Raw genomic sequence first — 24,819 nt, forward strand, 5'->3', positions numbered from 1 at the left:
TATTTTGCCTGAAGAGCACAGGGGACGCTCTCTTCATTCAATTTAGCCTTACTTCTTCAGATCGTTAAGCGGGAGTTAAGGCTATATTAACACCGCCTAGGTTACTCTAAGATATACCTTGATGTTACTCTTGTTGGCTGATAATTATTTCCATGAGATACGCATATATTGCTTTTTGTTTTTGTAATACGTCGTATGGTAAGCAAGTCGATAGATTTTTTTTCTTGCTGATAAAATCATGGCTGTGGACTCGGAGGCAGGTATTTCAATAAAGTAGCGTACAAAATGAAAGGGTAGTATAGAGCGAGTGATGTTAACGACTTTCTCTGTGAATCGTGGTGTGTAACGTAGTTGTTTTTGCCATTGAATATTATTTTTATAATGCAGGATAATACTCACTGTTTCACCCAGTAGCCAGGCATGTCGACCGATGACGGTATTCCTTCCAAGTTTGAATTCGTTTGACCGACTAGAACTGCTGATTTTCCAACAGCGGTCGTGGTCAATAGGCCAGCGCTTTCCTTTATCACGCTCGATAGAGACAGTCGATTTCAGGTAGTTGGAAAGGAGCTTTTCAGCACCGGCCAATGAATTGGTATTCATGCACAGGCTGATCGCATAAGGATGATATTCCAGATTATCTATGTTATTAAAAACATTGCCAGAAAAGTTAAAGCCTGGTGTTTCTCCAAAGGAAGAGTGTCGTATCTTGCTTTCTAGGTAGAGCGCTAAATAACGTGCAGCATCGGTATGGTATTGTGACCAAAGTAACCGGTTATTAAACACGTTGATGAAGTCTTCCAGGCTATGGCTGCTATTTTCATAAATAACTTTTCTAACAAGATCCCTCAAGCTGTGGGGAAGTACACCGTATGTTCCCGTTAGCGCAGGTTTTGATACCGTCAATTTGTATGCATTATAGGCGCGTTTTAAGTCACCGATTTCGGCGCGGGTGTATTCGCCTGAAGAGAGCGGTGCCAGTGATAGCTTATCTTGGAATACGGGTGAGTCAGACAGTATTCGAAGAACCTGAATAAACTCAAAATCCATGGGCGAATTTCGAAGGCGAGATAACCAGACATTATTCAATAATGGTTTGCTGTTGGCTGAACTCATGTCTTATGCATCCACGCGTCGCCCAAAATCCCAACGCCAGCCACGCTCATTGTGTAAGCCAGCGATAAAATGGCTATGATTGCCAAAAGGTCGCCAGTATGCCAACAACTGTTCAATAAAGCGCAGGAACAGTAAGGTTGGCAGGTTGTCAAAGGTTGGGGTTTTAAGCCTGATTTCAAAACGGCATCCTAAACTCACCATATGACGGTGGGTATTATGACTGACAGGGCAGACTTCCTGCTCACAGACAATGGATTTGATGGCATTGATAATCGCTGAATCCAAGCCACTGTCTTGACGAAAAAACAGTGCCATGATGTTGCTCAGGCGTTCTTCTATGTTATCGCCGCAAAATAGATTTCGTGGATTCAGTAATAGTGAACCCAGTAAAAGCCACCCAGGTCGACGGTCTTCCAGCCCACGCACAGACCAGCTGCGCACAAGCACTTGCGCTGTAGACCCGGGAAGGCAATCAAAGAGCGGTTTTATCGGTGTGTAGGGAGGCAGTTCATGGGTCGACATGTCATAGCACAGGCAGCGCGATGAAATGATGCGTCCGTGTTGCGACGCCCGGAAGGGGCGGGTATCCATGAATATCAGGGAATCGTCCGATGACCTCCGCAAAAAATTCCAATAGAGCTCGGAATACTGATCACCCCGGGCACAATCGGATATTGGCGTTAAAGCATGTATCTTGGACGGGTCGGTCACATCCTCAACCGACTGTACCTGATACACCCGGCTGTTAGGGTAGCGAGGGTTATTTTTCAATGGATACTGTACGTGCTCGTCGTTCATATTGATCGGTTCCATCAGCTGCTCATAAAGGTTAACGATCGGCAGGCATCGCAGCTTGATATGATCTTCTGTGACACGCTTGAGTAGTGGTTCAGGACAATCTTCAAAGAGTAACCAGATGACCAACTGGCTGGAGGCCAATCGCTCACTCACGCTGTGCAGTGGAAGCCGAAGGAATCGAAAGAAGTCCGGATAGGCAAAGAACTCACGGAGCAGTTGTAAGGCTGGAAATAGCCGTTCATCCCTGTTGAGTAGTCTGCGTTGATCTGAAAAGGCCGGCAGTAAGAGCTGTTTGCAGTCGACAACACTATAGGTTCCACCATCACCTATCAGTATTTGCGATGCTGGGCTTGCCATTAGATCAAAGAGCAGGTTGGATAATGGTGCCTGAGGATTAATATAGAAATCCAGTTGTTGCTGTTCGATGGCAGGAATGGCCAAGCCAGCCAGCTCTGTTGAGCACACGATCTGAAGACCGATACGTGCGCCTTCGGTCATCGTAGTGGGCAGCGGAAAGGGCCCGCGACTCAGGTTGGCAGAATCGACCTGCCATGGTGGAATGCTGACGTTAAATGGGGTTCTGAAATCCTGTTGCCCTTCGTGTTCGGAATTAACAATGAATTGACTGTCTGCATCCAAATTGACATGGGTTCGGTTTTTCAGTTGCAGAAGCTCTATGATGGCAGCGGCTGGCAGGGGGGCTGTGACCTCTTGCGCCATGATATTTAATAATTGTTCAGCAATGGCGTCGTAATTGCTGTCCAGGCGCTGCTGAAGCCTTGCCATGAGTAGTGCAATCCCTTCCAGCATTAACGTCATGTCAGGGTCTTTTGGGCGTCCTCCCAGTAATTGTAATTTTTTGGCAATGTCAGGATGACGTTGCTCGAATTGAGCAAGCTCGCGATGCAACGCGTTAACTTCCTGCTCAATGTAATTTCTGAGGTTATGGTCGTCTGACTGCGCTTGCCAGAAATTGTGGTTAGCCATTAGCTGAGGACGTACCTGATGGGCGTTGCTTGTTGGTCAATCGTCATCCAGCCTTCAATCGAGATAGACAATGCTTTGTCAGGCTTCATGTCAACAGTGATACTGACTTTCTCAATACGTGGTTCGAAGTACAGAATGGCGGCTTTGAGATCACTGCAGACACGGTCAATATCACAGATCGGCGTGAAGAGACTGGGCATACCATAGCGAAACAAGGGCAGACATTCAGCCAGGCCTGGCGGTGTCAGAGGTACTCGACTGGATAGCAGATTGGATAAGGATGTCATAACACCAAACTGCGTTTGGTCACGATTGGTGCCTGCATCTGTAAATTGTTCAAACACGTTTAACTCCTACCTGCCGCCCTTTTTATGTATCACCTTCAAAGCTAATGGTTCTGCTATCATGCCGGGCGGAAGGTTCGGCGATAGATCCAGGCTGACCGTCATGTGTGAATCATCGACGGGAGAGTAGGCCACGCGAACCTTGGCTTTATTGAATGGGAATTTGGCAAATGACTCATGGGTCATGGTTTTAGAGGTGAGGCAGTATTTCTGTATCCACTTGTCCAATATCTGGCGACAGTCTTCAGCTAAGAGAACCTGACCAATATTTTCACGCAAAATAACCTTCAGGTAATGCGCAGCTCTGCATGCAATCAGGAGCCAAGGCAGCGGCTCTTCCGATTTTTTCGCTGGCTGCCCGGGTTTGTCATGGTCTGGGAAGCGGTGAAGCAGGGTCTGTGTGAAGAGTCCGGGTAGGCCTTCGAGCCAGGTTGAGGATAGCAGCATGATACCCAGCCTGGAATAAAGCTGGTCAAGTGATTCGGAGAACTGCAGTGTTGCCTGCACTGTGGCGCCTTCGGGAACAGGGAGAATGGCGCCGCCTTCTTCTTCTGCGCCCCAGCACTGCAAGCCTGAGAACCAGCTGTATAGGTCAAACTCCTTGATGACACAGGCAGCCAGGCAAATGGCGCCAGATATTTTATAATGTTGCGATGGGGAATCGTTTTCGATCAAGTAGGCGCCAGGCCAAACAAGCCCCAAATAAAGGCTATGGGGTTGTTTTCGCAGTGCCCGGTAATCTGCCAGTGGAAGGCTGTTATAAATGCGAAGTATACGTTCTTCCAGAAAGGCTATTCGATCGGTTTCCGGGGCAAGCCACTGTTCATCCATCGGGAAAATGACAGGGCAGAGTGCATCTTGCCCAATGTGTGCCATAGCGGATAACAGGTATAGGTGTGTTTTTGTCCGTATACCCAGTAGGTTGATTGGAAAATCGATAACCAGCAACCCAAAGGGGGTACCCCCCTGGGTATCAAACTCTCGGTGGTACACCAGGTTATAAATAACGGTATATTGTAAGGCCGCTGACTGCTTAATATCCTCTACCAGTTCCTGCATGGTCAGGTCCAGCAACCGGATAAAACAGTTTCGTCCAGAACTGATGATCGACGTGAGGTAATAGAGGTTGCACCACGCGTTATGAAGCTCTGTGAACGCTGTATCTTGGCAAACACGCATGATTTGCTTATCGATTACCTGACCGCTTGCCAGGACCAGATGATGTATTTGTGCTCTCAAATAGTGGATGTTTTTCATGATGGCGGTGATTAACTTGGAATGCTGGCGACAAGCCTGAGTGAGGCCGTCAGCTCTTCCAATTGCAGCCAGGGACGGAGATAGGCAACAGCTGAGTAGCAACCCGGACGACCACGCTGCTCGACAACCCTGACGGAGGATTCCTTTAAGGGGAATTTTGCGCGTGCATCATTACTCACGGCTGCCGCATTGGTATATTTTCCAAGCCAGGTACTGAGTTCCTGCTGCAGTTCAGCGCCTTCAATATTAGAGCCAATACGATCTCGTCCGATGACTTTAAGATAATGTGCGATCCGCCCTGCTGCCATCATGTAAGGCAGTCGGGCAGATATGGCTGCGTTGGCTGTTGCATCCGGGTTTTCATAGACTTTCGGTTTCTGAGTCGTCTGTGCGCCTATGAAGGTTGCATGACAGGTGGTTTTGTAATGAATCAATGGCAGAAAACCCAGGTCGCTGAGTTCTTTTTCACGCTCATCCGTGATGTTTACCTCCGTGGGACACTGCTGAATAAGGTCGCCAGTCGGGGCTTTGTAGACGTAGTTGGGAAGGTTTTCGACCTTGCCACCATTCTCCATACCGCGTATTGCAGTGCACCAGCCAAAACGGGAGAACGACTCAGAGATTTTGAGGCCGAGTGCGAAGCAGGCGTTGCACCAGACGAAATCTGTGTTGGGCTCGAAAATGGGTGTTCCGTTCTCGTCAACCTCAAACTCTTCGAAATCAAATGCTTCAACGGGGTTTGCATCCTTCCCGTAAGGTTCACGAGCCATGACCCTTGGCAGCGTGAGTACAAGATAGCGGGCGTCTTCCGTGGATCTGAAATTATTCCATTGGTTGTAGGTGGGTGAATTGAAACCCGGGGCAACCGGTCGACCTTCGGCAAACGCGGGAAAATCGGGGATCCCGAACATGGCTGGTGAGGCTGCTGCAATGACAGGCATGTGGCTTGCGGCTCCAACCTCGGTGAGAGCCCGCATCAGTGCGACATCCTGCCCTTTGTATCCGAAGGTAAAATCCGTCAGCAGAACGCCGTAGGGTTCGCCTCCGGCAGTGCCGTATTCATGGTGGTAAATCGTATTGAACAGGGGGCTTCTATCAATGGTGGGTGATTCCTGAAACTGCTTAAAACAATCGTTTTTGTTGATGTTAAAGACCTTAATCTTTAAATCGGAGCCTAACTCGGAATTTTTAACGAGAGACTGCAAACCACGCCAACGACCCTCCACGTCATGTAGCTCGGGGGCTTTCATGACTGTGCGCATTTGCTGGCTGATGCTTTTGTCGATGTGGGCAACGGCAGTATTGATCGTTTTCAACAGACTTTCTGTCCATTGTATTTGTCCATCGGCGTATTGCTTGCACATTCGAACCAGTAAGCCTTTCAATTCTTCGACTGAACATTGTCCGCGAGCCATGACCAGCTGTTTCAGTACACTATCCTCACTGGCTTCCAGTATTTCGTCCAGCAGTGAAGCTTCTCGCCTTGCTTCTGCTTCTTCAGAGGCTGATTCGGTGGATTCGTCTATCACTGTGTATTGATCTCAACGTTATACGGGAAACTTTTCATACTGCCGCGCGCCCAAGCGGGGCGTTAAGGCTCAATGCCTAACTCAGCACTGAGTTTTGCCATCAAATCACTGTTCTTCAGTACATCCTTAAGCCCCCGCTCAAGATCCCGTGAACGATCAGCCTTGCTGAGTAAGACTAACAGTTGATTGCGTGCGTCTATCATTTCCTTGATATCGGGAATCTGCTTTGCCAGTTCGTCAGGTTCAAAATCTTTCATTTTCCTAAATGAGAGGTCACAGGACAGTGTTTCATTTTCAGGGTCATTGGATAATGTGTTTTCAACCGTGATTGATATTTGTGGCTTCAGGCGTGCCATGACGGTGTCAAAATTGTCCTGATCAATCTGGATGAATTGCCGTTCATGAAGGGGGATTTGCTGATCTTCAGGAAGCATGCCCGAAAAGTTACCCATCACACCGATGATAAAAGGCAGCTCCCGTGCTTCTATAGAGCCATAGGTTTCCACATCATAAGTGATGGATACCCTGTTCTTACGTATACGCTTATGCTGTGAGTCAAGGGGCATTGAGATCTGACCTCAAACGGTAAACATTACTTGCTGGATATGCTTTTAAGTAAGAAGAGCAAGAGCATTGCTTGAAACCTGAAGAACTATAGTCGGTGATCGTGTATTTAACAGGGTATATAAATATATATTGTATGAGCTGGGTATAATTATTGCCGGGCTGGTTCTAGCGTAAAGATGGAACTTCACTTTTACTGACATTTAATAGGTGGACGGCTTGCAGTGCTAAGTGTCTCAGGGTGCCGCCGTCCGGGGAAAGGATAATTTTATCACAATAACGTTAGTCTTCATGGAGGCTGTCTTCAGCCTCTTCCTCGTCATCATCCACCTCATCGTCGTCATCCTTAATGAGTCTGTCAGTTTCGGTGATCTCACTGAGTCCAAGTTGCGAACATAATCGCTCCAATGTCTCCTGGTCATCCTCAAGCTCAGTATTTAATAACTCTGGCAGTGTGTAATCAGACCAGCGAAGTGCTTTTTCAAGTAGATAAGGTAAAGGACTTAATGGTTCACAGGTAATAAAATAGCGATAAGCGAGCGTGAGATTTTTGATAGCATCTTTGCGACTGGCGAGCATTAAATGACTATCAGCACCGACACCCCTGGTCGGGGCGGGGTTTGTATTGGCTACTATTTCTTTTGGGTTTGGCGTGCAGTTATCAATACTCGATTCCTGAGGTGCTTGTCCGATATAGTCATTAATGATTGCAATGCTTCGGTTTATCCATTTTTGTAATGTCGATGTTTCAATATTGACAGGCTCCGTACTTTTTTGGGCAATTTGTTGTAACAGTATTGTTGATTCAGTCAAGTGTTGTCGTATTCGTGAGGCTTCATCGGTGTTTTGAGGGGATAGGTTGCGTTTTAATGCTGTCTTTTCTTCAACGGTTAATGCTTCAATATGGTGTTGGTTTTTTTGCGCTAGCAAAGGCAATAAGTTAAGGGTTTCACCCAGTAAAGGTGTACCACCGAAATCGCCTATTATTGTATTGAGCTTAGTCATACCGTTTTGGAAATTATCTTCTGTGTCGTTATTCGGGTACGGTGTTTGTTTATCCAGCCAGGTTGCGGCGAGTTTCAGTGTATTATTCAGGTTTTCCCATGGGGAGGAAGAGAATTGACAGCAATAGATTAACCAGCCAAGCCATTCAGGATTCCAGTCATCATCCAGTATGCGGCTGATAAGCCATTCAGATAAGCTGCCCCAGCTGTCTTGGTTAGCCTGCTCCAGGCTGTCAAGCATTTCATCATCGGGTTCATTTCTCCAGTTTTTTAACGCACTTTGAGCGTTGAGTAAAAGTTCATTGAATATTATATAGTCTTCGTCGTTTATGGGTCTTATTGATAAAACGTCATGGTCAGTTAAAGAAGAAAGCAGTGATGCCAGCTGTGACTTCATGATCAGCATTACCTGTTGAGTTTTGAGACTATGCTATAGTAGTCGGACAATATCTTATGCAGTAACGAATATGCCAAATGTAGTCGCATCTACGAGGTCGTTAAGATTTTTGGATGCCTCCGGAAAAGAGTATATTGCGGTAGAGCTGAGTGTTTCAGAATCTATAAATCAACCATTTATAGCAAAGGCTTTTATCCTTTCTGATGAAGTCATAGGCGAGGATCAGGTCGGCAAGACAGGGTGTTTCCTTTTGTCTATTGATGAGGAAGGGCAAAGGCAGGTTTATACGATCTGTCATGGCTATGTACGTGCTTTGTATGCACAACCTTCAAGGCCTAATATCGATATGTTTTGCTGGGAAGTGACCTTAGTCCCGTGGCTTGATCTGCTTAAAGAAACCATTAATTCCCGTATTTTTCAGGAAGTCCCGTTGGGGGATATTCTTGAGGACGTGATAAGTAACTATAAATTTGAACATGAACTAACGCTTCTCTCACAACCCGATACCATAAAACCTCTATGTATCCAGTACCAGGAAAGTGATTATGATTTTGTAACGCGATTACTCTTTGAAGAAGGCTATCATTTTTATTTTGCCTGTGATGAAAATGGCCACGAAATGGTTGTTGGTAATGCTAACCAGAGTTTCCGTCAGTCCACGCAGAATAAAATCAGTGTACGCAGATCCGAGGTTATGCCTGAAGGTCCCTCACTGGAGAGCTGGTTGACCAGGAATACGATTGTTGGTGGAAGCTGGGAATATACCGGTTTTGACCCGGCCAGAGGTGAAACCATGGTAAGCCGCTGTGTTACACCAGCCGATGGCATGGGCATTGGACCCAGTATGCGTTGGGAGAGTCGTCAGGTTTGTCAGGATACCTTGAATCAGGCGGTATCGCGTTGTCTGGAATATCGCGGCTCTGAGCGATACTCTGCCACTTGTACCAGTCGCCTTCCTTATTTACACGCAGGGTTACGGTTTACTTTGCAAGGCCACCCTGATCAGGCGCAAAACGGTGTGCATATCATATCGGCTATGGAGCATCGTTTGACGTCTTCCTCTGATTCTTTGCTGATCAATGATATTCACTATGAAAACAGTTTCTGTTGCTTTCCGGTCTCGGCGGTATACAGGAGTGATCCTCTGCAGAGAAAAGTGATGGATGGTGTACAGAAGGCAACGGTTACGGGGCCGGAAGGCGAAGAAATTCATTCCGATGATACAGGACGTGTGCAGGTTTTGTTCCACTGGGATAAGAATGGGGAGTTTCCGTGTTGGTTGCCTGTCAGGCAAGCGTTGGCGGGAGACGGTTATGGCAGTAGCGTTTTGCCCCGGGTGGGGCATCAGGTTGTCATCGATTTTTTTGATGGCGATCCGGATCAGCCGTTTGTCACGGGCTCTTTGTATACTGCCGTTAATAAACCTGTCGAGGTGGCTGTTGATACCCTCATACTGAAAACCCGTTCTACGCCGCAGGGCCAGGAAGACGATTGCCATATTTTTCGTGTCTGTGATACGAAGGACAGTGAGGAACTCTTCATACAGGCACAAAAAGATATGTTGTGCCAGGTGAAAAATAATACGCACATGACGGTGACCGGAGAATCTCTGACAGAAGTTGAAAAGACACTCACGGTCAAATCAAAAGAAGATATGACCCATGAAACGGAGGCGGCGGCTCTGATGAAAACAGGCAAAGATTACACCTGTGACTCAAAGGCTGCCGTATCCATAAAGTCTGCCGGAGAAACGGCATTAAATGCGAAGGGTAAAACAACGATCGAGTCCCCACAGGGAGTCGTCATCCAGTCTGGCAGCAGCACAATTGAGATCACCCCCGCCGGAATCACCATTAATGGTACTTTAGTTGATATTGATTCAAGAAAATTGACGGCGAAAGCGGCAACCATGACACTGGACGCCTCATTCAAGGCGTCCGTTTCCGGTTTGCTGGTTGATGTGAATGGGAAAATACAAACCCAGGTCAAAGCCGGGGTTAACCTGGTCAACCAGGGTGGGATTGTAAGGATTAACTAGTGTTCCCCGTGGTTGTATGTCATGAGTGATCGTGGGCTCAGGATCAAAGACTTAAGGGCAGTCATTAATGATATCGGTATAACTGATGAATCTATCGATCTCCTGTCTGACCATTCAGATGTTTTAGCCAGTTTGAGATTGCTGAATCAACGGCAGCTTTATAGCGACTGTGTACAGGTTATTGCCCATGCTCTGGGTCATCAGGATGCTATTGTATGGGGGTTGGGTTGCTTGGAGAAAATCGCTTTTAAATGTAATCAGGAAGAGCAGGGTGTAGTGGATAATGTGAATCGCTGGCTGAGCGATGGGTTGGAAGAGAGTCGTTGCCTCAATCGTGATGGCTTGGATATTGCCGGCTCATATTCGCCCGTCGGTTGGCTTTCACTGGCGGTTTTCTATAGTGGTGGCAATATTGTAGAGGGAGGGGCAGTGGTGGAGCCCTCTGCGCAGTTGTTTGGTAATAGTGTTGCTGCGGCGGTACTGGTTGCTTCCTGTTACGGCGATGAGGGGTTTTCGCAGGAAAAACGATTGCCACTCTTCATCAATCTGGGCAGTCAGATGATTACACATTGTATAGAGGCTGCGTATTACTAAACGTGTCTCGTCATGGTTGGTTAATAAACGATGAAGTCGTTAACGAATCTTGAAAAATATTATCTGATAGCCATACTCTGCTGCTATCTGCTTCTTCAAGGGTGTAGTTTTAACTCCGGACATGCACGCTATGTAGATATTGTTATAAAGGCTAGTGAATATATAAATCCTTCTGATAACCAGGAAGCAAGCCCTGTTTTTGTAAAAATCTACCAGTTGTCAGATTATGGTAATTTTCAGATGGCTAACTTTCTTGACCTTTATCAGAACAAAGCAGATGTTGCACTGGGGAACCAGTTAGTGCACTTACAGCCTCCCGTTTCTATCCGTCCGGGTGATGTGTGGCGGAAAAGAATCGAGCTGGAGCCACAGGCTCGATATATCGGTTTCCTTGTTCAATTCAGGCATTATGAGGACAGGGTGCACCGCCAATGGCTTGAAATTAAGGAACGAGGTAGTCAGTGTATTCAGCTGGGAATCTCCGGACTCAACCTGTCACTGAATAATCGTTGTAAGTAAGACGTCGTCAATGACTGAAGGTCTGACATATGTGCTCTAGTTCGCATGGGGCTTCAGGATTGTGAAGGTTTGCTGAATATGAAAGTTAGCTTTTATTGAGATGGTTTTTGCATTTTTAATACGTTGAAATTGTAATGGCTATTGCCTTTCTATTTGTCAATTTCTATTAAGGTGGGCGCAGTGAGTACGAATACAGGTATTTACGTTGCTATTCGTGAGTTTTCTGACTATTTCAAGGGTGATACCACGGTAATAGATACTGCCCAGGGACTGGATCTTGATAGTAATGCAAAATGGTTTGAAGTGGGTCAGGCTGCCGTTCAGGTTAACAGATTTGCACCGATGTCTGTGGGGGCGGGCGAAGAAACAGGGTCTGACAAGCCGAGCCTGATGCCATTTTATATTGGGAAGGAACCCGATTTAACAACCGGTCTTTTTCTGGAAAATATCATCTCGTTGGCAGAGCCCAGTCTTACGGTTGATATCATCGCAACCCGGCAAGAAGCGGGTAAGAAAGGCATGAATATCATGCTTCAATATACTCTTGGGGGGGTCAGGATATGTAATTGGGAAGAAGACATCGGTAAGCTTGAACGATACTGGCTTGCCTACAGGACAATATTGCGTATCGATTACTTATTTAAAAGGGATAATAAAGGGAAATTACTGGCTCGTGAGCCGGCTGTCACCTTTCAATATAATTTGGATACGCCGGAAGTCGAGATGAGCACCATTGCTGAAACATAATGGATGTTCGTTTTCCGGGTTAAATATGAAAACTTATGGACGTCAGTGTGCCTTGTTTTCAGGGTTGATGATGTCCTAAGTAAGACCGGCCCGTCATTCGTTTTGTGCATTATAGAAATATTGCATAAAGACTAGGGTTTGCTGAGTAAGAGTAGTGTCTACATGAGTGAAGATATTGTTTTTAAGTTTCAACTGGGATTGATTCTCCCAAAGTTGAGAGACAATGTGGGTGAAGCCCTTAGTAAGATTGTGTCTGAACTTGTCGATAGTGTAAATGCCGGACGGGTTGGGGACGATCCTCCCATCGGTATGGATGAGGTCAAACAGCTGATCATGCAAGACATTGAAATTTTTCTGGATAATGAAATATTACCGTCGATAGAACAGAAATCCGCCAATACAGACGGTGAGTCAGATACTGCTCCTGCCGATGAAGAAGGGACAACGAATGAGGAGGGAGAATCGTAATTGTCGAATAATTGCGAGTTTTCCTGTGCGTTAAATTATGCAATCGCTGGAACTAAAGACCCTGATCAGCAAACTCGACCCAAGTTTGCGTAAGTCGCTTGAATCAGCCGCGGGTCTGTGTGTGCGGCATCAGCATCGGTACATTGAAATTGAGCATTGGTTGTTAATGCTGTTTTCTGAGCCGAGCGCTGACATTGAAACGGTTATCAATTCTCAGAAATTATCCCGGCAAATCATCTTGTCGGATCTCGAAGCTCGACTGGCCAGGCTGGAAAAGGGTGATACAGGGACACCGTCGCTTTCCATGTCAATTTTGGCGTTGATCCAGGATGCCTGGTTGGTCGCCTCGGTAAACTGCCAACATGATGTTATTACGGCATTTGACCTTCTACTGGCGTTATTACAGAAAGCACAGTACACCGTTCTTGATTCTCCGATGGCCAGGGAATTACAGAGAATCTCACTGGAAAGCCTGCAGGCTATGGCGGAAGGACAGGGGGAGGGCGACAGTCCTGCTGAAAGTTCTATGTCGCAACTTCAAGGTGCAGGTACCGGAGCGTCGGCAAAGGGCGCATTGTATAAATATACGGTGAATCTTACTGATGCTGCGAGGAATGGGGAGCTGCGTCCGATCATCGGTCGCCAAAAAGAGATTCGTCAGGTAATCGATATATTGTCACGCCAGCGCCAAAACAATCCAATACTGGTCGGCGACCCGGGCGTGGGTAAAACCGCCATTGTTGAAGGATTAGCACAACGTATTATTACAGGTGAAGTTCCTGAAAGCATGAAGGGGGTCGCCCTGCATACATTGGATTTGGGCTTGTTGCAGGCCGGCGCCAGTATCAGGGGCGAACTGGAAAGTCGTCTTAAGGACCTGATGAATGAAGTCAGGAGCGCGCCAACGCCTGTTTTGTTATTCATTGACGAAGCGCACACCCTTATTGGTGCTGGTGGCACGGCCGGACAAAATGACGCAGCTAATTTATTGAAACCAGCGTTGGCTCGGGGCGAGCTACGGACAATCGGTGCGACCACATGGGCCGAATACAAAAAATACTTTGAAAAAGATGCGGCCTTGGCTCGCCGGTTTCAGCTGGTAAAGGTGTTGGAGCCGGATGAAAAAGAATCCTGCCACATTGTGCGCGGCGTTGCTCGATCGCTGGAAGCGCACCATGACGTGCGTATTCATGATGACGCGGTGGTGTCGGCGGTGAAGCTTGCGATTCGTTATTTACCGGAGCAACAGCTTCCCGACAAGGCCATTAGCCTGCTGGATACGGCCTGTTCCCGTGTTGGCCTTTCCCGGCATGCGCTTCCTGAAGTCATAGAAGAGCTTGAGCACCAATATGCTTATATAGAACGCGAGCTCAATGAGCAGCGTAGAGATCGGGCGGCAGGGCATGCTGATCTTGAGGAGAGTCTTGATAAACTCGAGCAGGCAAGAGCCAGTACGCGACAGTCACTGGATGATTTATACGCACGATGGAAAAAAGAACGCGTGTTGGTGGAGGATCTCGCGGAGCTGGAAACCCAAGCGGATAGTGCTTTTTTGCAGCGGGAAAACGATAAAGAAATGCCCGTTGAGCCGTCGTCACAGGCGCAGTGTGAAAAAATACTGCAACAGCGCAAAGAACTGGAGCAGCTCCAACAAGAACAGCCTATGGTATTTCCCCGGGTGGATAGTGCAATTATTGCCTCCATACTGTCCAGTTGGACGGGGATTCCCATCAATAACATGCTGTCAGATGAAATTCAGCGACTGCTGACGCTGGAATCACACCTGACGGCGCGGGTGATTGGTCAGGATGATGCGCTGAAAGAGCTTTGTCAGTGCATTCGGACCAGTCGGGCGGGCCTGTCGGATCGCCGTAAACCCTCCGGTGTGTTCCTGATGTGTGGTCCTTCCGGCGTGGGTAAAACGGAAACCGCACTGGCGTTGGCGGAAGAGCTGTTTGGTGGTGAGCAAAATCTCACGACACTGAATATGACTGAATTCAAGGAAGAACATAAAATCTCTCAATTACTGGGATCGCCAGCGGGATATGTCGGTTACGGAGAAGGTGGTCTGTTGACGGAAGCTGTCAGGCGTAAACCTTATTCGGTGTTGTTGCTGGATGAAATGGAGAAGTCTCACCCTGGTGTACACGATATTTTTTATCAGATATTCGATCGGGGCTGTATCAGTGACAGTGAAGGCCGGGAAGTCAATTTCTGTAATAGCATTATCATCATGACATCCAATGCGGCTGATTATGCGATTATGGAGGTCGTAGACCGATATCTGCAAAATGATCAGCGTAAACCAACGCGTGATGAGATTCTTGAAGCTATCCAAAGTGAGTTGCTGAATTATTTCAAACCCGCGTTTCTGGGGCGTGTGGTTATCGTTCCCTATTTACCGCTGGGTACTGAAGATATGCGTATCATCTGCAGGCTGGCGTTGGAGCGCATTCGCAAGAATGTTGCGGACCAGTACAAGGCAACACTGACGGTCAGTGACGCGGTGGTTGAGCAGCTGGTTGCATGGAACAATAATCCACTGGTTGGTGCGCGAGCGATAGAGCAGTTAGTCAATCGAAACCTATTGCCTCGCTTGTCGGTTGACTGTTTAAAGCGTTTGACGGAAAAATTGCCTATTAATCATATTGATGTAAGCCTTCAAAATCATCAGCTGGTATTTGATATTACCTGATTATGGCTGCTGGTGTTTAGGTGGTGGCGGTTAAGGTTGCTAAGTGTGTTGCGTTGTTGATTGTCTGCTGTTCGCTTTGTGTATTTCCCACCCATTTAATATTTAGATCGTTTTCTGAACGATTAATTCGTTTTTTAACCGGTATGGTTGATCTAAATAATAGCGGAGAATCATAAACAAAAGTGCGTGACTTAATGGCATGTGTCCGGTTGTGAGGTGAGGCATAAGGTTTATGAAGGTATATGGTGCTGTCCATCACTATGGGGAGCTGGAACCTGGTGATGTACTTATTGAGCATAAGCGTTCAGGCAGGCCTGAGGATCTCATTACACATGCCGCTATCGTTGCTGAAAGGGCTCAACAGCCCTGGATTTTTCATCTTACAGGGTGGGGGGCTTGGCTTTGGATCAAATATACATTACAGACACTACTTGTTGGTCGGGTTATCGTCTTGATGTGGATTCTGTTGGTACAGAAGTCTCCGATATAGCGATGTTTTGGCTACATAATAATGATAGGCTTGAGAGCCTAGGCTTCATGTCAGAGGCAAGTATAACCGTTCCGAATGTCTATGATATACCTTCAATATTGACTGCTTTTTTTGGAAGATCGTCATTTGGCTATAAAGCACGTCAATATGCAGACTACTTGTATAGGAATTGCCGCCAATCACCACCAGATGCACTGCGTCCACATAATGGCCCTTTTTCAGGTGCGATCTGCTCATATCTGCCCATTGCACTTTATCAAGCAGCACTTGGTATACATGGAAGCGAGATATATATGGCTATAGATGCAAGGCGATCGCTACCAAAGGCTCTTGTGACGTATTTTGACAGCAATAGCTATTGGCAAAATTACGATATTCCTTATTAATTGTAGAAGTGTTTGTTACTTGTCTGGAATGCTTAAATAGACATTTTTTAGTGCGTTTGATAAGGAGTGTTTAAGAAATGGCCATGCTTTTCCTTTTTAATCTTGGCGAGGATACATTGATGCCAAGTGATGGTACTTGAAAAAATGCAATGAACTGCATTTCTGTGTTCCAGATATAATTTCTTCGCTCCGAAGTAAGAGCACGTGACAGGTTTTCCATGTTGATATATTCGCAATAGTTTTTCGATATGTTAAAAACATTGTAATAAACGGAGCCTGAATTACCTGATTTCCAACTCCACCTGTTCAGGAAGTGATCGTACCGCATCCAGTGGAATCCATTGTTGTCAGCCAAAAGAAGGACGAGGTAATGTCCATCCATAATACTTGGTAAGTGGGTTAAATCATTGTCAGCGCAATATATCATTCCGTCAGCAATAGCTCCTTTAATCAAACGGTTGTGGTAATCAGGGCCGGGAAAAGCAGGTATTCCTTTTGTGGAGCCAGGTATAGCTCCGCCGAAATAACCATTTGAGGGGTGTTTATCATTACAGGCATAAGAGTAGCAATTGGCTATATTGCTCCAGTCGGGATCGCTTTCAGGTTGAACATTTAGCGGCATAATCATCAACTCTGTTACAAGTTGTTCAACACGGGCATTGGTATTGAGCACAATTATAGCTATTTTTGAGCAGAGGTTGAGTGTTGCTCAGTCCGTAAATGAAGTAGGCACACACATTTTAGTGAAAGTACATCATTAGGCTTTACAGTTTGCTCGCTGTTTAACCTATTGTATTAATTTACTGTTGAAAATGATTCAGGTCTGATCAGCGCTTTAGTCGCTATGCTGTCTGTGGCAGAATCCGCCCATAAAGGCTGAAACCATCGTATAAAAACTGACGCCGGACACAATAATGACAGAAGTACTCACTATCGCGCTCTCCAAGGGGCGTATCCTGAGGGATACCTGTCCCTTGCTGGAAGCGGCGGATATCCGTCCTGCCGAAGATGTGGAAAAGACCCGCAAACTGATTATTCCGACCAACCAGCCCAACGTCAGGTTGTTGATCGTTCGCGCCAGTGATGTGCCGACCTATGTTGAATATGGGGCCGCCGATCTAGGCGTTGCCGGCAAGGATGTCCTTATGGAACATGGTTCCCAGGAACTCTATGAACCGTTGGATCTGAATATTGCCCGTTGCCGGCTTATGACTGCTGCGCCGGTTGATCAGCAGGATATACCGGGCAAGCGGCTGCGTGTCGCAACCAAATTTGTCAATGTAGCCAAGCGTTATTATGCCGGTCTTGGGCAGCAGGTCGACATTATCAAGCTCTATGGTTCCATGGAGCTGGCGCCGCTCATTGGTTTAGCGGATCGTATTATTGACGTGGTGGATACCGGGAACACGCTCAGGGCCAATGGGCTGGAGCCTCGTGAAGTTATTGCCGATATCAGTTCGCGGCTGGTGGTGAACAAGGCGGCAATGAAAGTGAAGCACCGATCGTTGTCCGTATTGATCAAGACCCTGTCTGAGGCGGTTGACAGGGCGCGCAGCGAAAAGGGAGAGTTGTCATGAGTGCTACCCCATTACTGTTAAAGCCGGCCCGTTTGGTGGCAGGTGCAGGGGATTTTGATCAACGGCTGGATCAATTGCTTGCCTGGGAATCCGTTTCTGACAAGGCAGTACAACAAACGGTTGCCGAGATTATCGACAGGGTTCGTCATGACGGTGATGTTGCAGTGGTTGATTTCACCCGAAGCTTCGATCGTGTTACCGCTGACACAATGGCTGAGCTGGAACTCAGTGAACAGCGGATGGCGGAAGCGCTGAAAGCTATCTCTGATGCCGAGTTCGATGCCTTGCAATGCGCTGCAGACCGTATCCGCCGTTACCATGAACAGCAGCAGCAATCGTCCTGGCAGTATGAAGAGAATGACGGCACAGTGCTGGGGCAAAAGGTGACGCCCCTGGATCGGGTAGGTATTTATGTGCCCGGTGGGCGTGCCGCCTATCCGTCATCGGTTTTGATGAACGCAATTCCCGCGAGAGTGGCAGGCGTGTCCGAGATTGTCATGGTGGTGCCCACGCCTGATGGTGTTGTTAATGAGATGGTATTGGCTGCCGCAGCTATTGCTGGGGTTGATCGGGTCTTCACCATCGGCGGTGCCCAGGCCGTGGCGGCGCTGGCCTTGGGGACAGAGTCCATCTCGAAAGTCGACAAGATTGTCGGACCGGGCAATATCTATGTCGCGACGGCGAAACGGATGGTTTATGGCCAGGTTGGCATCGATATGATTGCCGGGCCATCGGAAATTCTTGTGATCTCCGATGGTGGGACCGATCCAGACTGGATTGCCATGGACCTGTTCTCCCAGGCGGAACATGATGAAGATGCCCAGGCTATCCTGATCGCCACTGATGGCGAATGGCTGGGTCAGGTAGAAGCTTCCATGAACCGGTTACTGCCCGAGATGGAGCGTCGGGACATTATTGCTGCCTCGATTAACAACCGGGGGGCGCTGATTCAGGTGCCGGATCTGAATGCGGCCGTGGCCCTGTGTAACCGGATCGCGCCTGAGCACCTTGAACTCTCTGTGGCTGACCCAGATATGCTGCTGCCATCTATTCGCCATGCCGGCGCGATATTCATGGGGCGATATACTGCAGAAGCGCTGGGTGATTACTGTGCAGGCCCTAACCATGTATTACCGACATCGGGAACAGCACGTTTTTCATCGCCACTGGGAGTTTATGATTTTCAGAAGCGATCTTCACTGATTCGCTTTTCCGCAGGAGGTGCTTCAGATATGGGCAAAGTAGCATCGGTACTGGCGCGGGGAGAGAGTTTGACGGCCCATGCCCGATCTGCTGAATACCGCATAAAGGATTAAGGTTTTATTGCACAGGCAGCAGCAATAAAGCTGCTGCCTGTGGATTAATGACGGCTACCCAGCAAAGGCGGACGCTCTCCAACCTTGGATACCAAGCTGACGGTTTTACCACCTCGCAACACCGTAATGGGGACTTCGCTGCCGGGATGCAGGTTCGCTACCTGGTTCATGATCTGCTTGCCGTCGTTCGCATCCATATTGTTGATGCTAATGATGACGTCACCCCGCTGAAGACCGGCTTCAGATGCCGGACTGTTGTCATAAATACCTGAAATCAAAATGCCATTGCCGTGGGAAAGCCCAAAGGCTGAGGCTAGTTCCGGTGTCAATGCCTGGGATTCAATACCCAGCCAGCCACGGACTACCCGGCCCTCTTCGATGATGGAGGTCAGTACCAGGTTGGCCAGGTTGGAGGGAATGGCGAATCCCAGCCCTTCACTGCCACCGTCGCTGGTCAAAAGAGCGGTCGATATACCCACCAGTTCTCCCCGGGCATTCACCAGTGCACCACCAGAGTTGCCGATGTTGATGGCGGCATCGGTCTGAATGAAATTCTCATAGGTGCTTAATCGGAGATTACGCTGGGTGGCACTGATAATGCCCATGCTGACGGTTTGTCCCAGGCCAAAAGGGTTGCCGATAGCCAATGCCACATCGCCGGTGCGGATGGTCTGCGAGTCCGTCCAGGTAATGCTGGGCAGGTTATCCAGTTGAATTTTCAGTACGGCCAGATCGGTTTCCGGATCGGTGCCGATGATGGTGGCATGGGTTTCACGGCCATCCTGCAGGGCAATAATTATGTCGTCGGCACCGGCAATAACGTGGTTGTTGGTCAGAATATAACCTTCTGGTCGCACGATAACGCCAGATCCGAGACTTGACTGGATGCGCTGGCGGCGAGGTACCCGGTTATAGCTGTAGGCATCATGCAGGAGTGGGTTATCAAGTTCAGCCGGAGGACGGCGAATGGCCCGTGTCGTAAAGATATTGACCACCGAGGGAGCTGCACGCTCAACAGCATCATTATACGAATAAGGACCAGAGAAAGCGCCAGAATGACTTTTTTGGTCGTTCTCAGCGAAAAAATGGAAACCTTGCAGCTGGGGGAAGAGTTGCAAGAGCACGATGGCAAGAAGCAGCCCACATAAACCAGGCCAGCCGAAATAACGCAGAAAATGCTTCATCCGTTTGCTGATACCACTCCGGTGTATAAATTTATATCAAGAATAGATAAATGATTATTTTCGATTGTATGTAATTGTCTGTTTGATGGCAAAAACGAAGCACTAATTTCGAGTGCGGCAGAAAAAGCTTCGGGGTGTGTTGCCGTGGGTGTTGGGTTTACTGGTATGGGGAGATGCTAAACCGTGTATCCAATGTTATTGTGCGATCATAAAGAATGGGTACACGGCTCACTGTTTATGGCGATGCGGGCGATATGGTGGCGGTATTTCGGCAGTTGGATGGTAAGTAAGCTGTTTTCATGCCTGAACCTGATACGGCGGCACATACCCATTGAATAGCGCCATTAGATGCCGTCGGTTTCAGTAATAGCTTGGCATCATCGATCACTTTACTGTTGTATGTCATCAAGATTGAGCCATCCAATTGAACGGCGACACTCTTAACAGCATTCCCCTGGAGCGTATTATCGAGACCTGCACTTTCGTTGGAGGTAGGCCAAGTACCTTCAGAGGCATAATATTCAGACACCGCCGCTTTGACACCTGATGCCATATTCAAGCCTTCTGAGACATGTGCACGCTTGGTGTAATCCTGGTAGGCAGGGATTGCTACAGCAGACAATATGCCGATGATGGCAACCACAATCATCAGCTCAATCAAGGTGAAACCTTGTTGCTGAATACGGGTATGTGAGGGCATGGTTCCGCTCCTTGGAAGATGCGCTTTATTTCTTGTTAAAAGATAGTGTGGGTGGCGTCTTTCATTTTGTCTAGAAACTTCATCGGTTTAGATTCGGTGACCTGTAGCGACAATTTTTCTCCGAAAAAGGATAGCAAGAATCACAGGTTTTTTTTCATAGGCTTTTGATAGAGTTATGGCTATACCGATAGTCAGAATGGAAACCCTTTATGTCAGTTATGCTGAATGACCTGATTGAAGCGACAGAAAAGAAACTCAAGCCTTGGCTGTTTAAAGACTATGCGCCTAATGGTTTGCAGGTTGAAGGCCGCCGCGAGGTCAGGCGGGTTGTCTCAGGCGTCACAGCCTGTGAAGCGTTGCTGGATGCTGCTATCGCTGCCGATGCTGATGCCATTCTGGTGCATCATGGTTATTTCTGGCGGGGGGAAAACGCCTGTCTGACGGGCATGAAGCGCCGTCGTATTGGCAAACTGATTCAGCATGACATCAGTTTAATCGCTTATCACCTGCCACTGGATGCCCATCCTGAACTGGGCAATAACGCCTGTCTGGGCAAAATGCTTGGGTTTGAAACCACCGGCGGTATGGATGCCGATGAGCAGACTTCAATCGGCCTGACAGGGCGATTGGGGACGCCTCAGCCCCTGGAGATATTGGGTAAACAGGTTGAGCAGCTGCTTGGGCGAACGCCCTTGCTAGTGAGTGGGGGGAATCATCCGATTAAAACCGTCGCCTGGTGTACAGGTGGTGCACAGGGATATATAGAGAAGGCGCTGGATTTAGGCGTTGATGCCTACATCAGTGGCGAGATCTCTGAGCAGACCACCCATTTCGCCCGTGAAAACGGTATTCATTATATAGCTGCAGGGCACCACGCGACGGAGCGCTATGGTGTTCAGGCACTGGGTGAATGGCTGTCAGAAACCCTGGGTATTGCACACCAGTTCATCGATATTGATAACCCCGTTTGAGATAGTGCTTTTTATTGTTAGCTCGCCAAAATGAGCAGCCGGTGTATTTGGCTGCTCATGTCTTAACTACGCCGCGAATCAGAGATAAGCGGTAATCAGCAGTAATACAGCCGCCAGCCCTGTCAGCATACCGAGCAGAGGCAGCACGAACTTCAGCCATTTATCAAAGGTCACATTAACCATGGCCAGTGAGGCCAGCACCAGCCCGGTCGGGGTAATGAAAGCCATCAGACCCATACCGTACTGATAGGCACTGACAATATTATCCCGGGGCAGGCCTACCACATCAGCCAGTGGTGCCATGATCGGCATGGAGAGTACGGCCAGGCCGGAAGAGGAGGGTACGAAGAAGGAAATACCGGCAAACAGCACCATCATCACCACGATGAAGAAGCCTTTATCCATGCCATCGACCAAACCGGCGCTGGCATGCAGGATGCTGTCGCTGATCATACCCTGATCCATCAGGATAGTGACGCCGCGGGCAATGGCGATGATCATGGCGACACCCAGCAAATCACTGGCACCCTGCAGGAACTCACGGACAAACGCCTTCTCATCAATGCGGGACAGCACACCGACCACCAGTGATGCCACGAAGAACAGTGTGGTCATTTCCATGAACCACCAGCCCAGCTGGGAGACGCCATAAACCATGATGATGAAGGTGGCTGTAAAGACAGACAGGATCATCTTGGTCTGAGAGGTCATCTGGGTGCTGTCAGCCGAGTGATTGCCAAGGAAACGCGTTTCCAGCTCCGCTTTCTGGCTGAAGATCAGCGACTTTTCAGGATTGGCCTTGACCTTTTCAGCGTAACGGATCAGGTACCAGATACAGAGGGCTGTGCCCAGCACCAGCATGATCAGGCGGGGTGTCAGGCCATCGGTCCAGTTAATGCCGGCGGCGTTGGAGGCAATGATGGTGCTGAACGGGTTGACGGTAGAACACATGGTGCCCACGGATGAACCCAGATAGATAGCGGCCAAAGCGACGATGGCGTCATAACCAGCGGCCAGAAAGATTGGCACCAGGATCGGGTAGAAGGCGATGGTTTCTTCCGCCATACCGAAGGTGGTCCCGCCAACGGCGATCAATGCGGTAACAATGATGATCAGCCACTTTTCGCGACCTTCCAGCGCCGTGGAAAGGCTTTGTATGCCCGAGTTGAAGGCGCCCGTATGGTTGACCACCCCGATAAAGCCACCAATCACCAGTACAAAAAAGACGACGCCAATGGAGTCGTACATACCGGCAATGGGTGCCTGGAAGAAGGCTGTCACGCCCTGGGGGCTGGGTTCGACCGTGGTATAGGTGCCGGGAATGCCGATCGGTTTGCGGATGTCGCCGCCGGTGAATTTGTCGAGGTGTGCCTTGATGTCAAACTGGTCCAGTGTCTCTTGGGTGGCCGGGAATTCCTTCATATCCCCGGACGCATAGGTAACCATGAACGTATTGCTGACGTCGTCGTACGACAATTTGTCATAGATTCCGGGTGTGACCATCCAGGTTAGTATCGCGACCAGTGCGGCTACGATTAAAAGAACCGTATAGGCGGATGGGAATGTCAGTTTTCTCTTCTGTTCAGGATGCGTAGCGGTGGCAGTAGTACTCACGGTGGAGTCCCCCCTAATGGCAACAGGATGTGCGGTGTTGTTGGTGTTACTGCCGCTGGCTATGTCCCCCATTGCCAGCGGCTGGGTTAAGGTGGTTTTATTCGACGTTCCAGTGTTTCTCAGCTGTCAGGCGACAGATGCTGATAATGGTTTCAATGGCTTTCAGGGTTGAATCAACACAGAGGTATTCATACGGGCCGTGGAAGTTATGGCCACCGGTGAAAATATTGGGGGTCGGCAGTCCCATGAATGACAGACGGGAGCCGTCAGTACCGCCCCGTATCGGCTTAATGTCCGGCTGAATGCCGCAGGCTTCCATCGCCTCACGGGCAATCGATACCACGTGGGGGACTTTTTCCAGCTCTTCACGCATGTTGGCGTATTCTTCGGTCAGCGTGACGATGACCCGCTTTTCGCCGAGTTGCTGGTTCATGCTGTCAGCAATGGACAACAGCAGTTGTTTGCGGTGTTCGAAACTGTCCCGGTTGAAATCACGGATGATGTATTCAAGCCGGGCTTCGGACTCACTGCCGGACATGCTGCAGAGGTGGAAGAAGCCTTCATAGCCCTCGGTTTTCTCTGGAACCTCATTGGCGGGCAACTCATTGGCAAACTGTCGCGCCAGATGCATGGCATTGATCATCATGCCCTTGGCAGTGCCCGGGTGAACATTGCGTCCACGGAACAGAATATCGGCACCGGCAGCGTTGAAGTTTTCACATTCCAGCCCGCCCAGTGCGCCGCCGTCGATGGTATAGGCCCAGCGTGCGCCAAAACCGGCGACATCAAAGTGATCGGCGCCGCGGCCAATCTCTTCGTCCGGGGTGAAACCGATGCAGATGTCGCCATGGGGAATGTCGGTGTGCTCAACCAGGTAAGCAATGGCAGTCATAATTGCGGCAATCCCGGCCTTGTCATCCGCGCCCAGCAGGGTGGTGCCGTCAGAGGTAATCAGGGTCTTTCCGATATACTGTTTCAGGATGGGAAAATCGGCTGGCGACAGACGCAGCGCCTGCTCGTGGTTGAGCAGGATGTCCTTGCCGTCATAGTTTTCGATAATCCGGGGTTTGACGTTTTCGCCGGAAGCGTCCGGCGCGGTGTCCATATGTGCGATAAAACCGATCGGGGGGACCGGGTGGGATGTATTGGCGGGCAGCCGTGCGGTCACATAGCTGTTGCTGTCCAGTTTGACATCCGCGAGTCCCATGGCTGCCAGTTCATCACGTAGCTGTTGTGCGAGCACCCGCTGACCGGGCGTACTGGGCACCGTGTCACTGGCATCATCGGAACGGGTGTTGAAGGAAACATAACGGAGAAAGCGATCTGTAAATGCCTTTTGCATACCTGCATACTTCTTCTGGGCGAGACAAAACGTTGTGGCATAATCTAGCGTGACCGATCACGCGTTATATTGATTTGGATTAGTCCGTTTTTGAAAACCGGTTTTCTGAGAATATTTGTGGTTTATTGTTGGAAATCGGCGGGGTCAGCGTTTGAAATCACGCCTATGGTAATAAAACGACA

The 24,819-nt window shown here is 48.7% G+C and carries 22 protein-coding genes; 10 read left to right on the forward strand and 12 right to left on the reverse strand.

Features of this window, described 5'->3' with window-relative positions; translation table 11 throughout:
* Nucleotides 1-144 precede the first annotated feature (144 nt).
* The 7 genes from ABD892_RS00285 to ABD892_RS00315 form a co-directional block, all read right to left on the reverse strand.
* Nucleotides 145-1,116 carry a type VI secretion system baseplate subunit TssG gene (locus ABD892_RS00285; RefSeq protein WP_345192653.1) on the reverse strand — a complete coding sequence of 324 codons (972 nt, stop codon included), beginning with the start codon at nt 1,114-1,116 and terminating at the stop codon, nt 145-147.
* 3 nt (nt 1,117-1,119) lie between these two features.
* Nucleotides 1,120-2,901, reverse strand: coding sequence for a type VI secretion system baseplate subunit TssF (locus ABD892_RS00290; protein WP_345192655.1), 1,782 nt, complete (start codon nt 2,899-2,901; stop codon nt 1,120-1,122).
* Nucleotides 2,901-3,245 (reverse strand): GPW/gp25 family protein, encoded by a 345-nt coding sequence (locus ABD892_RS00295; RefSeq protein WP_345192657.1) that lies wholly within the window; start codon nt 3,243-3,245, stop codon nt 2,901-2,903. The genes ABD892_RS00290 and ABD892_RS00295 overlap by 1 nt, the downstream gene beginning before the upstream one ends.
* A 9-nt stretch (nt 3,246-3,254) precedes the next feature.
* Nucleotides 3,255-4,502 carry a type VI secretion system contractile sheath domain-containing protein gene (locus tag ABD892_RS00300; RefSeq protein WP_345192659.1) on the reverse strand — a complete coding sequence of 416 codons (1,248 nt, stop codon included), beginning with the start codon at nt 4,500-4,502 and terminating at the stop codon, nt 3,255-3,257.
* Nucleotides 4,503-4,513: 11 nt separating this feature from the next.
* Nucleotides 4,514-6,031 carry a type VI secretion system contractile sheath large subunit gene (gene tssC, locus ABD892_RS00305; protein ID WP_345192660.1) on the reverse strand — a complete coding sequence of 506 codons (1,518 nt, stop codon included), beginning with the start codon at nt 6,029-6,031 and terminating at the stop codon, nt 4,514-4,516.
* A 62-nt stretch (nt 6,032-6,093) separates the two neighbouring features.
* Nucleotides 6,094-6,597 (reverse strand): type VI secretion system contractile sheath small subunit, encoded by a 504-nt coding sequence (gene tssB, locus ABD892_RS00310; protein ID WP_345192662.1) that lies wholly within the window; start codon nt 6,595-6,597, stop codon nt 6,094-6,096.
* 280 nt (nt 6,598-6,877) lie between these two features.
* Nucleotides 6,878-7,996: a hypothetical protein gene (locus tag ABD892_RS00315; protein WP_345192664.1), complete on the reverse strand. Its 1,119-nt coding sequence runs from the start codon at nt 7,994-7,996 to the stop codon at nt 6,878-6,880.
* A 22-nt stretch (nt 7,997-8,018) separates the two neighbouring features.
* Between ABD892_RS00315 and ABD892_RS00320 the strand changes: the two genes are divergently transcribed.
* The 7 genes from ABD892_RS00320 to ABD892_RS00350 all read left to right on the forward strand — a co-directional run bounded on the left by ABD892_RS00320 (nt 8,019) and on the right by ABD892_RS00350 (nt 15,933).
* On the forward strand, nt 8,019-10,034 hold the full coding sequence (locus ABD892_RS00320) for a type VI secretion system Vgr family protein (RefSeq protein WP_345192666.1): 2,016 nt from the start codon (nt 8,019-8,021) through the stop codon (nt 10,032-10,034).
* Between the two features lie 21 nt (nt 10,035-10,055).
* Nucleotides 10,056-10,628 (forward strand): DUF6931 family protein, encoded by a 573-nt coding sequence (locus ABD892_RS00325; RefSeq protein ID WP_345192668.1) that lies wholly within the window; start codon nt 10,056-10,058, stop codon nt 10,626-10,628.
* A gap of 30 nt (nt 10,629-10,658) precedes the next feature.
* A complete protein-coding gene (gene tssJ, locus ABD892_RS00330; RefSeq protein ID WP_345192670.1) occupies nt 10,659-11,147 on the forward strand; it encodes a type VI secretion system lipoprotein TssJ in 489 nt (162 codons plus the stop codon).
* 180 nt (nt 11,148-11,327) lie between these two features.
* Nucleotides 11,328-11,894 carry a type VI secretion system tube protein Hcp gene (locus ABD892_RS00335; RefSeq protein WP_345192672.1) on the forward strand — a complete coding sequence of 189 codons (567 nt, stop codon included), beginning with the start codon at nt 11,328-11,330 and terminating at the stop codon, nt 11,892-11,894.
* Nucleotides 11,895-12,056: 162 nt separating this feature from the next.
* On the forward strand, nt 12,057-12,362 hold the full coding sequence (locus ABD892_RS00340) for a hypothetical protein (protein ID WP_345192674.1): 306 nt from the start codon (nt 12,057-12,059) through the stop codon (nt 12,360-12,362).
* Between the two features lie 37 nt (nt 12,363-12,399).
* The gene (gene tssH / locus ABD892_RS00345; RefSeq protein ID WP_345192676.1) at nt 12,400-15,057 is read left to right on the forward strand and encodes a type VI secretion system ATPase TssH; all 2,658 of its coding nucleotides are present in this window, start codon (nt 12,400-12,402) and stop codon (nt 15,055-15,057) included.
* 396 nt (nt 15,058-15,453) lie between these two features.
* Nucleotides 15,454-15,933 carry a hypothetical protein gene (locus tag ABD892_RS00350; protein WP_345192678.1) on the forward strand — a complete coding sequence of 160 codons (480 nt, stop codon included), beginning with the start codon at nt 15,454-15,456 and terminating at the stop codon, nt 15,931-15,933.
* Between the two features lie 70 nt (nt 15,934-16,003).
* Here the strand turns inward: ABD892_RS00350 and ABD892_RS00355 are convergent, their stop codons facing one another.
* Nucleotides 16,004-16,606, reverse strand: coding sequence for a hypothetical protein (locus ABD892_RS00355; RefSeq protein ID WP_345192679.1), 603 nt, complete (start codon nt 16,604-16,606; stop codon nt 16,004-16,006).
* A 241-nt stretch (nt 16,607-16,847) separates the two neighbouring features.
* Between ABD892_RS00355 and hisG the strand changes: the two genes are divergently transcribed.
* A complete protein-coding gene (gene hisG, locus ABD892_RS00360) occupies nt 16,848-17,510 on the forward strand; it encodes an ATP phosphoribosyltransferase (protein WP_345192681.1) in 663 nt (220 codons plus the stop codon).
* Nucleotides 17,507-18,826 carry a histidinol dehydrogenase gene (gene hisD, locus ABD892_RS00365; RefSeq protein ID WP_345192683.1) on the forward strand — a complete coding sequence of 440 codons (1,320 nt, stop codon included), beginning with the start codon at nt 17,507-17,509 and terminating at the stop codon, nt 18,824-18,826. Before hisG ends, hisD begins: the two co-directional genes overlap by 4 nt.
* Nucleotides 18,827-18,870: 44 nt before the next feature.
* On the opposite strand, the gene ABD892_RS00370 is transcribed toward hisD, so the two are convergent.
* Together ABD892_RS00370 and ABD892_RS00375 are read right to left on the reverse strand one after the other, a co-directional pair.
* Nucleotides 18,871-20,010 carry a S1C family serine protease gene (locus tag ABD892_RS00370; RefSeq protein WP_345192685.1) on the reverse strand — a complete coding sequence of 380 codons (1,140 nt, stop codon included), beginning with the start codon at nt 20,008-20,010 and terminating at the stop codon, nt 18,871-18,873.
* 235 nt (nt 20,011-20,245) lie between these two features.
* A complete protein-coding gene (locus ABD892_RS00375) occupies nt 20,246-20,710 on the reverse strand; it encodes a pilin (protein WP_345192687.1) in 465 nt (154 codons plus the stop codon).
* A 209-nt stretch (nt 20,711-20,919) separates the two neighbouring features.
* Here ABD892_RS00375 and ABD892_RS00380 point away from each other — a divergent pair, with 209 nt between their 5' ends.
* A complete protein-coding gene (locus ABD892_RS00380) occupies nt 20,920-21,681 on the forward strand; it encodes a Nif3-like dinuclear metal center hexameric protein (RefSeq protein ID WP_345192689.1) in 762 nt (253 codons plus the stop codon).
* Nucleotides 21,682-21,759: 78 nt separating this feature from the next.
* Here ABD892_RS00380 and ABD892_RS00385 read toward each other — a convergent pair whose 3' ends face one another.
* Complete coding sequence (locus ABD892_RS00385; protein ID WP_345192691.1) at nt 21,760-23,295, reverse strand: YfcC family protein; 1,536 nt, start codon at nt 23,293-23,295, stop codon at nt 21,760-21,762.
* 97 nt (nt 23,296-23,392) lie between these two features.
* The gene (pepT, locus tag ABD892_RS00390) at nt 23,393-24,637 is read right to left on the reverse strand and encodes a peptidase T (RefSeq protein WP_345192693.1); all 1,245 of its coding nucleotides are present in this window, start codon (nt 24,635-24,637) and stop codon (nt 23,393-23,395) included.
* Nucleotides 24,638-24,819 lie beyond the last annotated feature (182 nt).

The sequence above is a fragment of the Kistimonas scapharcae genome (assembly GCF_039540975.1).
GTDB lineage: Bacteria > Pseudomonadota > Gammaproteobacteria > Pseudomonadales > Endozoicomonadaceae > Kistimonas > Kistimonas scapharcae.